This window comes from Bradyrhizobium sp. AUGA SZCCT0177 (assembly GCF_018130125.1).
Classification (GTDB): Bacteria; Pseudomonadota; Alphaproteobacteria; order Rhizobiales; family Xanthobacteraceae; genus Bradyrhizobium.
Genome location: NZ_JAFCMA010000022.1, coordinates 90214 through 105701, shown reverse-complemented (window position 1 = coordinate 105701; position 15488 = coordinate 90214). Strand labels below are relative to the sequence as shown.

Annotated in this window: 14 protein-coding genes; 4 read left to right on the top strand and 10 right to left on the bottom strand. The window is 62.9% G+C overall.

What is annotated here, in order from left to right; all coding sequences use genetic code 11:
* Window positions 1-144: 144 nt before the first annotated feature.
* Both JQ597_RS24625 and JQ597_RS24620 read left to right on the top strand, forming a co-directional pair.
* Complete coding sequence (locus tag JQ597_RS24625; protein WP_212267490.1) at window positions 145-2100, top strand: gluzincin family metallopeptidase; 1956 nt, start codon at window positions 145-147, stop codon at window positions 2098-2100.
* Between the two features lie 3 nt (window positions 2101-2103).
* On the top strand, window positions 2104-3735 hold the full coding sequence (locus tag JQ597_RS24620; RefSeq protein ID WP_212267488.1) for a ComEC/Rec2 family competence protein: 1632 nt from the start codon (window positions 2104-2106) through the stop codon (window positions 3733-3735).
* A gap of 23 nt (window positions 3736-3758) precedes the next feature.
* On the opposite strand, the gene JQ597_RS24615 is transcribed toward JQ597_RS24620, so the two are convergent.
* The 8 genes from JQ597_RS24615 to JQ597_RS24580 form a co-directional block, all read right to left on the bottom strand.
* Window positions 3759-4472: an ABC transporter ATP-binding protein gene (locus JQ597_RS24615; RefSeq protein ID WP_212267486.1), complete on the bottom strand. Its 714-nt coding sequence runs from the start codon at window positions 4470-4472 to the stop codon at window positions 3759-3761.
* On the bottom strand, window positions 4465-5232 hold the full coding sequence (locus JQ597_RS24610; protein ID WP_212267484.1) for an ABC transporter ATP-binding protein: 768 nt from the start codon (window positions 5230-5232) through the stop codon (window positions 4465-4467). Before JQ597_RS24610 ends, JQ597_RS24615 begins: the two co-directional genes overlap by 8 nt.
* Window positions 5225-6172, bottom strand: a complete 948-nt coding sequence (locus tag JQ597_RS24605; protein ID WP_212267480.1) for a branched-chain amino acid ABC transporter permease — start codon at window positions 6170-6172, stop codon at window positions 5225-5227. The genes JQ597_RS24610 and JQ597_RS24605 overlap by 8 nt, the downstream gene beginning before the upstream one ends.
* Window positions 6169-7083 carry a branched-chain amino acid ABC transporter permease gene (locus JQ597_RS24600; RefSeq protein WP_212267477.1) on the bottom strand — a complete coding sequence of 305 codons (915 nt, stop codon included), beginning with the start codon at window positions 7081-7083 and terminating at the stop codon, window positions 6169-6171. Before JQ597_RS24600 ends, JQ597_RS24605 begins: the two co-directional genes overlap by 4 nt.
* A 187-nt stretch (window positions 7084-7270) precedes the next feature.
* Entirely contained in the window at window positions 7271-8443 is a 1173-nt protein-coding gene (locus tag JQ597_RS24595; RefSeq protein WP_212267474.1) for an ABC transporter substrate-binding protein, read from the bottom strand.
* Window positions 8444-8739: 296 nt separating this feature from the next.
* Window positions 8740-9393, bottom strand: a complete 654-nt coding sequence (locus JQ597_RS24590) for a flavin reductase family protein (RefSeq protein ID WP_212267471.1) — start codon at window positions 9391-9393, stop codon at window positions 8740-8742.
* 15 nt (window positions 9394-9408) lie between these two features.
* The gene (locus tag JQ597_RS24585; RefSeq protein WP_212267468.1) at window positions 9409-10320 is read right to left on the bottom strand and encodes a fumarylacetoacetate hydrolase family protein; all 912 of its coding nucleotides are present in this window, start codon (window positions 10318-10320) and stop codon (window positions 9409-9411) included.
* 11 nt (window positions 10321-10331) lie between these two features.
* Window positions 10332-11459 carry a cupin domain-containing protein gene (locus JQ597_RS24580; RefSeq protein WP_212267466.1) on the bottom strand — a complete coding sequence of 376 codons (1128 nt, stop codon included), beginning with the start codon at window positions 11457-11459 and terminating at the stop codon, window positions 10332-10334.
* A gap of 109 nt (window positions 11460-11568) precedes the next feature.
* Between JQ597_RS24580 and JQ597_RS24575 the strand changes: the two genes are divergently transcribed.
* Together JQ597_RS24575 and JQ597_RS24570 are read left to right on the top strand one after the other, a co-directional pair.
* Complete coding sequence (locus JQ597_RS24575; protein ID WP_212267464.1) at window positions 11569-12303, top strand: GntR family transcriptional regulator; 735 nt, start codon at window positions 11569-11571, stop codon at window positions 12301-12303.
* 150 nt (window positions 12304-12453) lie between these two features.
* Window positions 12454-13728: an NAD(P)/FAD-dependent oxidoreductase gene (locus JQ597_RS24570; protein ID WP_212267462.1), complete on the top strand. Its 1275-nt coding sequence runs from the start codon at window positions 12454-12456 to the stop codon at window positions 13726-13728.
* Between the two features lie 163 nt (window positions 13729-13891).
* Here the strand turns inward: JQ597_RS24570 and JQ597_RS24565 are convergent, their stop codons facing one another.
* Both JQ597_RS24565 and JQ597_RS24560 read right to left on the bottom strand, forming a co-directional pair.
* Window positions 13892-15106, bottom strand: a complete 1215-nt coding sequence (locus JQ597_RS24565; protein WP_212267460.1) for an ABC transporter substrate-binding protein — start codon at window positions 15104-15106, stop codon at window positions 13892-13894.
* Between the two features lie 56 nt (window positions 15107-15162).
* Complete coding sequence (locus JQ597_RS24560) at window positions 15163-15486, bottom strand: 2Fe-2S iron-sulfur cluster-binding protein (RefSeq protein WP_212267457.1); 324 nt, start codon at window positions 15484-15486, stop codon at window positions 15163-15165.
* Window positions 15487-15488 lie beyond the last annotated feature (2 nt).

Below are 15488 nucleotides of genomic sequence, written 5' to 3'. Positions count from 1 at the left end.
GGCCAACGCAGCGAGCTAACGCAACGACAAGCATCAACAATCCAAGGGACCGCGGCCGTGCAAGACTATCCTCGCCCCAACACGCGGCGTTTGCGAATATTCTCGTTCGATCCGGCACTCGCTGCGCGCTACGATCTCGCTGGAATGAGCGGCATCACGATCGAAATCCCTTGGGAAGACAATTTGGAGAAAGGCCCGGTCGGCGAATACATTGAGGTGATCGATATCGATCCAGGCAGCGGTGTCGCCTATACGCCTGTCGACCTCAACGCGCCCGCGCTGCTCGCGACCGACGGACTTCAACCATCGGAATCCGACCCCCGCTTCCATCAACAGATGTGTTACGCGGTCGCGATGAAGACGATCGAACATTTCGAACGCGCTCTGGGACGGAAAGCACTCTGGTCTCCGCGCGCGCGGGCCGCAAACAGCGACTACGAGGAAAACTACGTGCCCCGCCTGCGCATTTACCCGCACGCGCTACGCCAGCAGAATGCCTTCTACAGTCCGCAGAAGAAGGCACTGCTGTTCGGATATTTCTCGACTAAAGCAAAAGACAAGAAGAACACCCCGGGCACGACGGTATTCACCTGTCTTTCGCATGACATCATCGCTCACGAGACGACGCATGCCCTGCTCGACGGCGTGCACCCGCGCTTTAGCGAGCCGGTCAACGAGGACGTGCTGGCCTTTCACGAGGCTTTCGCCGACATCGTGGCGCTGTTCCAGCATTTTTCCTACCCGGGCGTATTGCGCGACCAGATTGCACGCACACGCGGCGACCTCGTCCGCCAAAGCGTACTGGGCCAGCTCGCGCAGCAGTTTGCCTTGGCGTCGGGGCGCGGCGATGCGCTGCGCAGCTATCTCGGCAAGGAAGTGAAGGGCGTCTGGGAACCGATAAGGCCCGATCCGGCAATGCTTGACGAAACGTCTGAGCCACATGATCGCGGCGCCATCCTGGTTGCGGCTGTCTTCGGCGCTTTCACCAGGGTTTACCAGGCGCGGACGCGGGACCTGTTCCGGATCGCCACCGAAGGCACCGGGGTTCTGCGCGAAGGCGACATCCATCCCGATCTCGTCAACCGCCTCGCCGACGAAGCTCAGCTTTGCGCGGACCGGGCCTTGCAGATGTGCATTCGTGCCATCGATTATTGCCCGCCCGTCGGGATTACGTTCGGCGGCTATTTGCGCGCGATCGTGACGGCCGACCACGACATGAATCCGGTAGACCGAGAGCACTGGCGACTGGCTTTCATCGAAAGCTTCCGCGAATGGGGAATATCGCCGCGCGGCGCACGCTCGATGGCAGAGGACAGCCTGCTCTGGCCGACCGAGACGGAGCTAGTGAAGGAACGCGTCAAGGTTTCCAAGGGTGACTACATCGCGGAAGAGACGCTCAGCCGGAATGCGATGAAGAAAATGTTCAGTCAAGCCGCGCCGAGCAGCGACGATCCAGCCTATCAACGGAAGGCATCGCGCGCGGCCCCCGAGCAGTCAATGGCACCCTCATCCGGCATTTTGACTCCGGCCGGCCTGCAGATGCCGCGTTTCGATATATGGGTCGATGCCGACAGGCAGGCGGCCACATTCCATTCCTGGCTGCTGGACGAAGGCTACAGATGGATGACCGATGCGCTTGGTCTGGTGGTTCAGGTCGATAATCTGCCCAAGACGATCTCCGCGCGCCAACGCAATACGAACCAGGCCAATGTCGAGATCCACGCCGTGCGCACCGCCATGAAACGCGGACCGCTCGGCTGGCCTGAGCAGCACATGGTCGTCGCGGTAACGCAATGGCGCGCCGGTTTCTTCGACAAGGAAAAGCAGAAAGACAAGGACGCGACGCCAGGCGCGTGGGCCGATGCCGAGCGAGATTTCAAATACCGCGCCGGCTGCACCCTCCTGATTGATCCGGCAGGAACGCAGATTCGGCGCGTGATCCGCACGCCTGGCACCGTGGACAACGAGGACGAGCTCGACCGCATGCGGCACTACCTGCTCAACGGGCTGTCCCCGCCCAACGCCTTTGAACCCACAGCGGCCCGGTTTAGCGCGAGCGCCGAACCGTTCGCGCTCCTTCATTCGCACGCCGGGGACTGAATCATGGCCAAGAAAACGACGGCCAAAAAAGCTGCAGCCAAGAAAGCGCCTAAGAAAACCAAGAAGGCCAAAAAGGCCAAAAAGGTCGCAAGCAAGAAAAAGGCAAAAAAGCCGGCGCCTGATGCGCCCGCGACCGCTGCCGTCAATTCGACGCTCAAGCCACCGCCCGGCGGCGCCGCGGTTCGCATGTACCGCATTGGTCACGGGGATTGCTTCCTGATCGCGTTCGCCGGCGATAACCCGGACAAGCCGGCGTATGCGCTCATCGATTGCGGCTACAAGCCGGGGTCACCCGCTAAACTCAAGCCGCCGACGAAGGTAGCGGATATCGGCGCGAACATCCTCGAAACCACCGGCGGCTTCGTCGATGTCGCCATCGTCACGCACGAACATCAGGATCACGTCAATGGGCTCACATCGACCAACTTTCCCGACCTCAAGGTCGGCAAGGTCTGGTTCGCGTGGACCGAAAACCCGGACGACGATGTCGCAAATCAATTGCGGAAGAAGTTCAAGGACCGGCTGCTCGGACTGATCGATGAGCGCGCCAATCTCATGGGGCTTGGAAACAACGCCGCGGCAGGCGAGCTCGACTGGTACCTGGAATTCGAACTGGGAGAGGAGGCCGAGAAGTACAACGGCTTGGCGCATGCCGCCGCTGGCGGAAAGGACCCCGCCAAGTCGGCGAACAAGGTCGCGATGAAATACCTGCGCGAATGCGCACCGCAAGATCCGGAATATCTCTATCCCCATGAGAAAATCCGCCCGATTCCCGGTGCGAACGGCGCGCGCGCCTTTGTGCTTGGTCCGCCGCGCGACATCGACAAAATCGACGACCTCGACCCAATTGGGGACGAGAACTTCGGCCATGAAATGGCCGCAGCTGGTGCGGGAGGCACGCCAGCCGGTCCAACAACGTCGCCGTTCCCGCGCCGCCACGCGCTTCCGCTCGACCAGGCGTTCACGGACGACAAATTCGGTGACTTTTTTGAAAAACGCTACGGGAGCAGTCCGGTTCCGGAACCCGGTGATGGCAAGGAAATCTCGTCCAACGCGGTTTGGCGCCGGATGACGGCGGATGACGCGATGGATGCCGGCGCGCTGGCGCTCGCCATGAACAATGCCACCAACAATGCGAGCCTCGTCCTTGCGTTCGAACTATCGAAGAACGGCAAAGTGCTGCTGTTTGTCGGAGACGCTCAAGCGGGAAACTGGCGATCCTGGACCGACGGCGAATTCGACGATGGCGGCAAGACGGTTACGGCGACCGACCTGCTCGAGCGCACCGTGCTCTACAAGGTCGGGCACCACGGCAGCCACAACGCAACGCTAAAGGGAAAAGTCGGGTCGGGTCGGGCCAATCTTGCCGTGATGGCGAAGGGCGATAGCGCAACCGAATTTGTCGCGATGATTACCGCGGTCGAGGCGTGGGCGCACCAAAAGCCCAAGCCCGACTGGAATCACCCGCTGCCCGCCATCAAGCAGGCGTTGGTCGAAAAGGCCGGTGGTCGCGTTCTGCAAACGGACTCGAACCTGCCAGCCGGCCCGGTCGGCGCCGGGGCGGCCGGTTGGCAAGAGTTTATCAGCCGGGTTACCGAAACACCCCTGTACTTTGATCTGATCATTGAAGCTTGAGGGAGTTCGCGCGCGGACTCCCCTCAAATCCCCAGATAGCGGTGCTGCAAATCCGGCTCGGCGATCAACTGCTCCGACGTGCCGCTCCACACCGTGCGTCCCCGCTCGATGATGTAATGCCGGTCGGCGATGCGGGAGAGGTTGGCGACGTTCTTGTCGATCACCAGCACCGATTGCCCACGGCCCTTGAGCATCGACAGGCAGCTCCAGATTTCCTCGCGGATCAGGGGCGCCAGGCCTTCGGTGGCTTCGTCGAGGATCAAGAGCTTCGGATTGGTCATCAGCGCGCGGCCGATCGCGAGCATCTGCTGCTCGCCGCCGGACAGCGTCACGCCCATGTTGCCGCCGCGCTCGGCGAGGCGCGGAAACAGCGCGTGGATCTTTTCGATGGTCCAGGGATCGGAGTTGCCGGCGCGATTGCCGGCAGCCGCGACCAGGTTTTCGTACACGGTGAGGTTCGGAAAGATCTGGCGGCCTTCCGGCACCAGGCCGATGCCGAGTTTTGCGATCTTGTACGACGGCAGGCTGCGAACCTCCTGCCCGCCGAAACGGATGGTGCCGGCACGCGCCGCCGTCATGCCCATGATCGAGCGGATGGTCGTGGTCTTGCCCATGCCGTTGCGGCCCATCAGCGCGACCATTTCGCCCGACCGAACCTTCAGCGACAGGCCGAACAGCACCTGGCTGAGGCCATAGCAGGTTTCGATGCCATCAATTTCGAGCAGAGTTTCAGCCATGAGCGACCACCACGTGCTGATCGCCGAGATAGGCGCGCTTGACTTCGTCGTTGTGGCGGATTGCATCGGGATCGCCCGACGCGATGACGCGGCCGTAGACGAGCACGGTGATGCGGTCGGCGAGCGCGAACACCGCCTCCATGTCATGCTCGACCAGCACGATGGTGACTTCCTTGCGCAATTCCTTCAGCAGCGCCACCATGCGCGCCGACTCGGTGACGCCGAGCCCCGCCATCGGCTCGTCGAGCAGCAGCAATTGCGGCTTGGTGGCGAGCGCGACCGCAAGCTCGAGTTCGCGTTGTTCGCCATGGCTGAGTTCGGACACCGGCACGTCGGCGCGCGCCCCGAGCCCGACCCGCGTCAGCGCGGCTTGCGCGGCGGCCCGCAGCGGTTTTTCCTTGCGCGCATTGCCCCAGAACCGGAACGAGTGGCCGTCATGGGCTTGCGCTGCGAGCGCGACATTGTCGGCCGCGGTAAAATTCGGCAGCAGCGAGGTGATCTGGAACGAGCGCGCCAGCCCGAGCCGACTGCGCTCATAGGACGGCAGCCCGGTGACGTCGCGGCCGCCGAAAACAATGGTGCCTGAGTTCGGCATCAATTGCCCGGTCAACTGGCTGATCAGCGTGGTCTTGCCGGCGCCGTTGGGGCCGATGATGGCGTGCAACTCGCCAGGAATGACGTCGAGCGACAGATTGTCGGTGGCGAGAATGCCGCCGAACCGCCGCACCAGGTTTTCAACGCGGAGCAAGGGATCAGCCACGGTTAAACCTCCCGAGCAGGCCCATGATGCCGCCGCGCGCGAACAGCACGATCAGCAGCAGCAGCGGCCCCATGATCAGCGCCCAGTATTCGGTGAATTGCGACAGTAGCTCTTCCAGCAGCAGAAAGAAGATCGTGCCGATGACAGGACCGAACAGCGAGCCCATGCCGCCGAACACCACCATCACCATGAGCTCGCCGGAGCGGGTCCAGTACATTCCGGCCGGGCTGATGAAGTCGGTGTTGTTCGCCAGCAGCGCGCCGGCCAGGCCGCAGATGGTGCCGGAGATGACGAAACAGACCAGCCGGTAGCGGTTGGCATGATAGCCGATCGCCTGCATGCGCTGCTCGTTGGAACGAATGCCCTGCACCACCAGGCCGAAGCGCGAGTTGATGATCCGCCAGATCAGATAGATGCCGCCGAACAGGCAGCCGAGGCAGAGGTAATAGAACTGCACGCGGTTCGACAGGTCGATCAGGCCGCCGAAATTGCTGCGCTTGTAGATGGTCAGGCCGTCGTCGCCGCCGTAACGCGACATGCCCGAGGCGATGTAATAGGCCATCTGGGCAAAAGCGAGCGTGATCATGATGAAGTAGACGCCGCGGGTGCGCAGACTGAGCGCGCCGATCACGAGCGCATAGAGCGCCGACGCCACCAGCGCCACCGGCCACTGGATGAAGCCGGAGCCGATGCCTTCAAAGGCGAGGATGCCGACCGCATAGCCGCCGATGCCGAGATAGGCGGCATGGCCGAAGCTCATCATGCCGCCATAGCCCATGATGAGATTGAGGCTGGCCGCGGCCAGCGCGAAGATGATGATGCGCGTGAACAGCGTCAGGATGAAGATGTTGCCGGTGAGCTGCGAATAGAGCGGCAGCACGACCAGCCCGGCGGCGACCAGCGCCACGACGACGTTGCTTGTATTGATTTTTAATTTCATCGTTTGGCGGCCGGAAACAGCCCCTCCGGCCGCACCACCAGCACGATCGCCATCAAGAGATAGATCAGCATCGACGACAGCGCGGGTGCGGCGGTGGAGGCGGCGGCGGAACTCAGCACCATGCGCAAGAGATCAGGCAGGAAGGCACGACCAAGCGTATCGATCATGCCGACAAAGATCGCGGCCAGGAACGCGCCGCGGATCGAGCCGATGCCGCCGATGACGATGATGACGAAGGCGAGGATGAGGATGTTCTCGCCCATGCCGATCTGCACGGTGAGGATCGGCGCCTGCATCAGTCCGGCAAGACCGGCGAGCGCCGCGCCAAGGCCGAACACCAGCGTGAACAGCAGTTTGATGTTGATGCCGAGCGCGCCGATCATTTCGCGGTTCGAGGCGCCGGCGCGGATCAGCATGCCGATCCGGGTCCGCATCACAACGACGTAAAGCAGCGCGGCGACAGCGAGCGCGACGATGATGATCGACAGCCGGTAGGCCGGATAGTACACGCCGGGGATGATCTGGACCGGCACGGTCAGCCAGGCGGGCAGCGGCAGCGCGAGGCCGGCCGGGCCCCAGATCAGCCGCACCGCGTCATTGAAAAACAAGATCAGTCCGAACGTCGCCAGCACCTGGTCGAGGTGGTCGCGGCCGTAGAGATGCCGGAGCGCGATGAATTCCAGCACGATCCCGAGCAGCAGCGTGGCGCCGAGCGCCAGCAGCACGCCGAGGATGAAGCTTCCGGTCCATGCGGTGAACGTCGCGGCGAAATAGGCGCCCATCATGTAGAGCGAGCCGTGCGCCAGATTGACGAAGTCCATGATGCCGAACACCAGCGTCAGCCCGGCCGCCAGCAGGAACAGCAGCAGGCCGAACTGCAACCCGTTCAGCGATTGTTCGACAAGAACCAACTTAGCGCCCTCTCCATGATACTGGCGTCAACGCCACGCGTTGGTCGCGATCATGCCCCTCAACTCGAAACAAAACAGCGGCAGCGCGTTTGCGCCGCCGCCATTTTCTTATTGGATGCATGATCCTTGCCAAGTTTCTGGCCAAGTCGTCAATTTCTGGCGGACCATGCGTCGGTAGAACCCGCGATCACTTCATCGGGCATTTATCGTGGAAGCCATCCTGGCTGTCCTTGACGATGGTGGCCACCGTCTTCAGCGCCAACTGGCCGTCGGCATCCTTGACCACGTCCTGCAGATAGAAGTTCTGGATCGGAATGTGGTTCTTGCCGTATTTGAACGAGCCGCGCACCGATTTGAAGTTGGCTTTCTCCATCTCGGCCTTCATCGCGTCCTTCTTGGTCACGTCGCCCTTGACCGCAACCACCGCGCTGTTGATCAGCTGCGCGGCATCATAGGATTGCGCGCCATAGAAGGTCGGGCGCAGGTTCGGATATTTCTTGCGGTAGTCCTCGACGAACTTCTTGTTCTCGGGGTTCGGCAGGTCGTTGACCCATTGCTGCGCACCGGGAACGCCGAGCGCGTTGTCCTTCTGCAACGGCAGCGACAATTCGTCGATGGTGAACGCCGTATAGAGCGGGATCTGCGCCTTGATGCCGGCCTGCGCATACTGGTTGAGGAACTGCACGCCAGCAGCGCCCGGATAGAACACGAAGATCGACTCGGCCTTGGAGTTCTTGGCCTTGGTGAGCTCGGCGGAGAAGTCGAGCTGGCTTGGCCACACTGTGTATTCTTCACCGACTACCTGGCCCTTGAACGTGCTCTTGACGCCGGCCAGCATGTCCTTGCCGGCGGCATAGTTCGGGCCGATCAGGAACACCGACTTGACGCCCTTCTGGTTCATGTAGGTGCCCATCGCCTGCGGCGTCTGGTCGTTCTGCCAGGAGGTCGAGAACACATAAGGCGAGCACAATTCGCCGGCGAGCTGCGAGGGACCGGCATTGGCCGAGATCAGGAAGGTTTTGGAATCGACCGCGGTCTTCAGCGAGGCCAGCAGCACGTTCGACCAGATGTAGCCGACGATGAAATCGACCTTGTCGGACTGAATCAGCTTTTCGGTCTTCTGCTTGCCGACATCCGGCTTCTGGCCGTCGTCCTCATAGATCACCTCGACCGGCTTGCCGTCTATCTTGCGGCCCAGATGGTCGAGCGCCAGTTCGAACGAGTTGCGCATGTCGTTGCCGATCGCGGCCGTGGGGCCGCTGAAGGTCGAGACGAAACCGATCTTGATGCTGTCGGCGCCAAGCGCGGGCTGCGCCAGCGCCAGAGCCATTGCGCCCGCCAGCCAGAATGTCTTTTTCATATTCACTCCCCTCCTCATTATCTATTTTGTTCCGCCAGCCAGTGCGGCTGCCGTCTCGAGGCCTGCGCCTTCGTCAATCCCGGTAAGCCCGGATATTTTGTGCGCGAAATCTCCGGCCCACAGCAAGCACGAACCGAAAGCTCCGATTAGAACCTTCGGCCCATACCCCAGCGGCCTGCACCATAATTCGCAGACGGCGCCGAAGGCAAGAACTATAGTTCCGGTTGCCGGGGCAACAAATGTCGCAGGTGCGGCGCCCGCAGCACAATCGGAAGAGACAGCGCGCGCCATCATGTTCATGGCGCCTGATCCGGTTGGGGCGCGGCGTTTCGTCGCCACTCCGCCCAGCTCGGCCGGTCGAGTTGGAACAGATCGGTGCAGCGAGCATACCAGCCGCTGCCATGCATGCGGCCGATCAACCGCAGCGCAGGCGTGTCGATATGGCAGCGCTCCCTGTCCTGAACCGCCGCACCATCCACGTGCGCGCACAGGATGCGGCCGATCACCGCCGTCTGGCGCGGCCCCGTCACCATCGAGCTCAGCACCCGGCATTCGAAGGAAACTGGGGACTCCGCAATGCGCGGCGGCCGTATCGCATGTGACGCGGCGGCGGTGAGGCCCGCCAGCGCGAGTTCGTCGATATCGGGCGGCGCATCGATGCAGGTGACGTTCATGGCCGCGGCATTCTGTTCGGAAACCAGGTTCACAACGAACTCTCCGGTCGCAAGAATATTCGTCGCGGTATCCTTGAAGCGCCCCGGCCCGGCGAGCAGCCCGATCGCAAGCGTCGGCGGCTCGTGCCCCAACACATTGAAGAAGCTGTAGGGAGCCGCGTTGATGACACCGTCTTCGGACAGCGTCGTCACCCAGGCAATCGGCCGCGGGGTCACCGTCGCCGTCAATATCTTGTAGCGTTGTTGAGCCTCCAGCGTCTCCATGTCGAACAACATCGCCGGCCCCCGCGCTCAGACCGCCACGACCGGATGACGCAGCCGACCGATGCCGGCCACTTCCGCCTCCACGACATCGCCAGGCCACAGCCATTCCTGCGGTGTCCGCCCCGCGCCTACGCCGTCGGGCGTGCCGGTCGCGATGATGTCGCCCGCCTCGAGCGTGATCGCTGCCGAAATGTCCGAGATCAGCAGCGGCACCTTGAACAGCATGTGGCGGGTGTTGGAGCGCTGTTTTTCGACGCCGTTCACCGTGAGCCAGAGATCGAGTGCATGCGGATCGCCGATCTCATCAGCCGTCACGATGCACGGACCGAACGGCGCATAGGTGTCCTGGCCCTTGGAATAGATCCACTGGCCGGCGCGGCGATTGTCGCGCGCGCTGACGTCGATCATCACGCTGTAGCCGAAAACGAAATCGAGGGCCTGCGCTTCCGGGATCCGGCGCGCCGTTCGCCCCATCACGACGGCGAGTTCGACTTCCCAATCGAGCTGCTGCGTAATCGTCCGGTTGTGCTCGATGGCCTCATTGGGCCCGATCACGCTGGTCGGAGGCTTTGAAAAGATGATCGGCTGCTTCGGCAATTCCTTCGCCGTGTCCAGCGCGCGTGACGATTCCGCGACGTGCTCGACATAGTTCAGCCCGATCCCGAAGATGTTCTTGCGCGGCCGCGGGATCGGCGCCAGCAGCCTGACATTGGCAAGCGGCAGCGCGGCACCCACCGGCCAATGGCCTGCGTGCTCGCTCAATATCTTCTTCAGCGCCATCGTCGCCGGCGGGCCGAAATCGATCAGATCGAGCATCGACGATGGCAGCGCGACGCCGGCATGCGCGCCGATCCGTTCGACGTCCACGACCAGGTCATCGACGACGGCACCGAGGCGGGCCGCCGCCTCGACATTGGCGCGGTAGGTAACAAGACGCATTTTGCTTTTTCCTAGGATGTCAGCGGCTGCCGGCCTTGATTGTCGCCATACGCTTCCTCGCGATACAGGCCGAGGGCGTGCATCACAGGCAGATCGTTGAAGGTGAACAGGCAGGCGTCGTCGCGTTCGGAGCCGTTGACATGCTCATGCCAGGACCAGGACGGAACACAGAAGATGTCGCGCTCTTTCCAGTCGAAGCGCTTGCCGTCGATGATCGAGTGACCGCTTCCCTTTGCGACCTGGTAGATGAAACTGCCGGTGTGACGATGAGCCTTGGTGGCCTCGCCGGGCCGGAGCATCTGCATCGACGCACCGATCGTCTGCATCACCGGGCCGCCGGTGACGGGATTGACGTAGTTCATCAGCACGCCGTCATAAAGCGAGCCGTCGGAGGCCTTGCCGTAACGCTGCAGCGCCTCGTAGGTCGGCCCCCACTCGTATTTCAGCAGCGGTGAATATCCGCGCGTCCATTCCGCGCCCGCGGGGCGCAGGCCCGGATTGCCCCAGGCGTGGGTCATGTCGTCGACGGGATAGCCGACCTCCTGCTGCATCTTCGGATGCACCGCGTAGAAATTGGCCTCGAGCGTGTTGACGAGCGGGATGTCGAGACCGTCCTGCCAGATGCACGGCGTGCCATCGCTGGAAACACCGTGTTCGTGCCACGTGCCGTTTGGGGTCAGGACGAAATCATTGGCGCCGAGTGTGAGCTTGTGGCCATCGACAATGGTGTAGGCGCCCTCGCCTTCCATGATGAAGCGCAGCGCCGAGGCGGAATGGGCATGGGCGGAGGCAACCTCCCCGGGGTGCATCACCTGCAGACCCGAATAGAGCCAGCCGACGGCGGCGGCATGATCACGGCGACCGGGATTGTTCAGGTAGATGACGCGTCGGCCGGCCTTTTCGGGAGACACCAGTTCGACGGACCGCAGCACATGCCGGCGCAGGTCCTCATAGCGCCAAAGCACCGGGACCGAGGACGACTTGGGCTGCCAGGGCTCGATCTTGTTGGCGACCGTCCACAGCGCACCCGCGTCCAGATTTTCCAGCTCGTCGTAATAGGCGAGCAATTCCGGGGTGTCCTCGACATTGGCGCGCCCGGCGACGTCTTCCCGGTGGTTTTCGCGGCGACCTGTTGCCATTTCGCTCTCCCTGGATTGCCAATCATATAAAATAATATATATCTTCGAAGCAATAGAAAATTTTCGAAAGAAATCCAATCCGCTAATGGCGACCGCGAAAGCAGGAAACATGGCAGGCGTGGCAGGCGACCGCCGGATCGTCAGCGAAGGAGCTGGCGAGCCCGCAACATTGAGCGAAGCCGCGTATCAGCGTCTGCGTGCCGACATCGTCTCCGGCGCGCTCGACGCGGGCAAGCCGCTGCGGCTCGAAGCCCTGAAGCAGCGCTACGGCCTGAGCTTTTCGCCGCTGCGCGAGGCGTTGATGCGGCTGCAGTCCGAGCGGCTCGTGCTCTCGACGGCGCTGCGCGGTTTTTCGGTCGCGCCGCTGTCGCGCGCGGAAATGAAGGACGCGACGGAAACCCGTATTCTGATCGAATCCGACGCGCTGCGCAGGTCGATGCGCGACGGCGACGATGATTGGGAAGCCGCCATCGTGGCCGCCTTCCATGCGCTCAGCCTGCAGGCCGAACGGCAAGCGCGCCTCTCCGGCGAAGTAGGCGCCGTCGACATGCATGCGATGGACGAGCGGCACTATCAATTCCATCGGGCGCTGATCGCCCATTGCGGATCGCCGCGGCTGCTCGACCTGGCCGACCAGCTCTATGTCGAAACCCAGCGCTACCGGCTGCCATGCCTGGTCGGCCGGGTGGCGGGAACGCCGGCGCGCGACGTTGCTGCCGAGCATCAGCAGATCATGGACGCCACGCTACGCCGCAGCGAAGACGCCGTGCGTTATTTGGCCGAGCATTACCGGCGAACCGCTGCGATCATCGAGGCGTCGACCGTGTGGCCGTCGTCAGCGTAAGCAAAATTTTTCGACGTTGTGTTTCACCGCTCACGATGCGCTTTCGCTATCGGTCGATTGGCAAACACGCCTTGAAGCTTCTCTTGGAAGCAGTGCACAAATAACTACATAATGAGGGGACGGAGACATCTCGAACCGAGGCTGGATTCCATGACGAGCGCGCCGAAACGTCAGCACCACGTGGTGATCGTCGGCGCCGGTTTCGGCGGGCTGGAAGCCGCCTTCGGGCTGGCCGGCGCAGCGGTGAAAATCACGCTGATCGACCGGCGCAACCACCATTTGTTCCAGCCGCTGCTCTATCAGGTTGCCACCGCATCGCTGGCGACCTCCGAGATCGCCTGGCCGATCCGTTATCTCTTGCGCGACCGGCCCGATGTCACGACGCTGTTCGCCAACGTCAATGGCGTCGACGCCGCGGGCAAGCGTGTGCTGCTCGATGACGGCGAGGCGCTGCCCTATGACACGCTGATCCTCGCCACCGGTGCGCGCCACGCCTATTTCGGCCATGACGAATGGGAACCGTTCGCACCTGGGCTGAAAACGCTGGAGGACGCCACCACGCTGCGGCGGCGCATCCTGGTCGCCTTCGAGCGCGCCGAACGCGAGACCGATCCGGCGCGGCGCGCCGCACTGCTGACTTTCGTCATCATCGGCGCGGGACCCACCGGCGTCGAGCTGGCCGGCACCATTGCCGACCTCGCCAAGGACACGCTGCCGCAGGATTTCCGCAACATCGACACCAGCAAGGCGCGCGTGGTGCTGATCGAGGCAGGTCCTCGCGTGCTCGCGGGCTTTCCCGACGATCTCTCGGCCTACGCTCAAACCTCGCTTGAGGGCCTCGGCGTCGAAGTGATGCTGGGAAAGCCGGTGACGGAATGCAGCGCCGATGGCGTGGTCTATGGCGACAACAGGCTCGACGCGAAAACCATCATCTGGGCCGCGGGCGTGCGTGCCTCGCGCGCGGCCGAATGGCTGGGCGCGCCCGCCGATCGCGCCTACCGCGTGCAGGTGCGACCAGACCTTACCGTACCCGGCCATCCCGATATCTTCGCTGTGGGTGACACCGCAACGATTGCGGATGCGAGCGGAAATCCGGTGCCCGGCATTGCGCCGGCGGCCAAGCAACAGGGCCGCTACGTCGCAGCCCTCATCAAGGCGCGGCTCGGCGGCGGCACGCAGCCGCCCTTCCGCTACAAACATGCCGGCAGCCTGGCGCAAATCGGCAAGCGCAAGGCGGTGATCGATTTCGGCTGGATGAAGCTGCGCGGCAATCTCGCCTGGTGGATCTGGGGCATCGCCCACATCTATTTCCTGATCGGTCTGCGCCACCGGCTCAGCGTCGCCATGAGCTGGCTCTGGATCCACGCCAGGAATCAGCGCGCGGCGCGGCTGATCACGCAGGGGAGCAGCAAGGTGACGGGGTGAGCCTCTTCTCCCTCGCCCCGCTCTTGCGGGGAGAGGGTCGGGGTGAGGGGCCCTCTCCACGAGCGAAGTGTGTCGTGAGACCTGTACCCCCTCACCCGGATCGCAAGGGCGATCCGACCTCTCCCCGCAAGCGGGGCGAGGTAAGACAGCGCCATCACCGCACTCACTTCACCAACGAGCATCCACCATCGGCCATCGGCCGGAACGCCTGATCGGCGGGAATCGTCGAAACCAGCTTGTAATAATCATACGGATATTTCGACTCCGCCGGCTTCTTTACCTCGAACAGATACATCGGGTGGATGACGCGGCCGTCCTGGCGGATGGTGACGTCGCCGAACAGCTTGTCCTTGCCCTTGAACTTCTTCATCTGCGGCACGGCGTCCCTGGCATGGTCGCTGCCGGTCGCCGCCACCGCGTTGAGATAGGCGAGCGTGGAGGCATAGACGCCGGCCTGATTGCCGCTCGGCATCTTGCCGTTCATGCCGGGCCGCGCCGCAAAGCGTTTGGCGAACGCACGGGTGTCGTCATCCATGTCCCAGTAAAACGCCTCCAGCAGTTGCAGCCCCTGCGCGATCTTCAATCCCATGCCGTGCACGTCGTTGACGAACAACAGGAACGCCACCATGGTCTGGCCGCTCTGCTGGATACCGAACTCATTGGCCTGCTTGACCGCATTGATGGTGTCGCCGCCGGCATTGGCAAGGCCGATCACCTTGGCCTTGGAGCTCTGCGCCTGCAGCAGGAACGACGCGAAGTCCGACGTACCGAGCGGATGCTTGCTCGAGCCCAGCACTTTGCCGCCATTCTTTTCGATGTAGTTGGTGGCCTCGGCCTCGATGCCCTTGCCGAGCGCATAGTCGACCGTGACGAAGTACCAGTCCTTGCCGCCGCGCCCCATCATCGCCGCCGCCGTGGTGTTGCCGGTGGCCCACGCGTCGTTGACCCATTGAATGGTGTTGGGCGAACAGGCCTTGCCGGTGAGGTCGGAGCTCGCTGTCGATGACGCCAAGAACGTCATGCGGGAGTCCCGCACCAGCGCATTGATGGCGAGCCCGACCGCCGAATTGGGCACATCGACGATGGCATCGACACCCTCGACATCGAGCCATTTGCGCGCGATCCCCTGACCGACGTCAGCCTTGTTCTGGTGATCGGCATAGACGATCTCGACCTTGATGTTCTTAGCCCCGCCGCCAAAGTCCTCCGCCGCCATGCGCGCGGCTTCCACCGACCCCATGCCGTTGGTGTCCTGGAAGATGCCGGAAATGTCGTTGAGCACGCCGATCCGGACGACGTTTTCGGAAATCTCCGCCCGCGCCGGTCCGAACGCGGCGCAGGATAGCGCGAGCGCCAGATAGACCCTGATATTCTTCATCATTCTCTTCCTATGGATGTGATCGTTGTTGTTCCCGGACTGCGCCGGGTTTGAATTCAGATCTGCCGGTCCGGCAGCCGCACGATGAGGCCGTCGAGTTCCGGCGTGATTTTGATCTGGCAGGACAGCCGGCTGTTCGGCAGCCGCTCGGCGGCGACGCCGTGGAGCAGCTCGTCCTCCTCCTCGCTCATGGGCGCGAGCCGCGCGATCCAGCCCTCATCGACATAGACATGGCAGGTCGCGCACATCGCGTTGCCACCGCACTCGGCCACGATCTCGTCGACGCCGTGCGTGGTTGCGACCTGCATGACGCTGGCGCCGACGCTCGCGTCGATGCGTTCGGAACGGTTGTCGGGACGATTGAAAATGATGGTCGGCATGA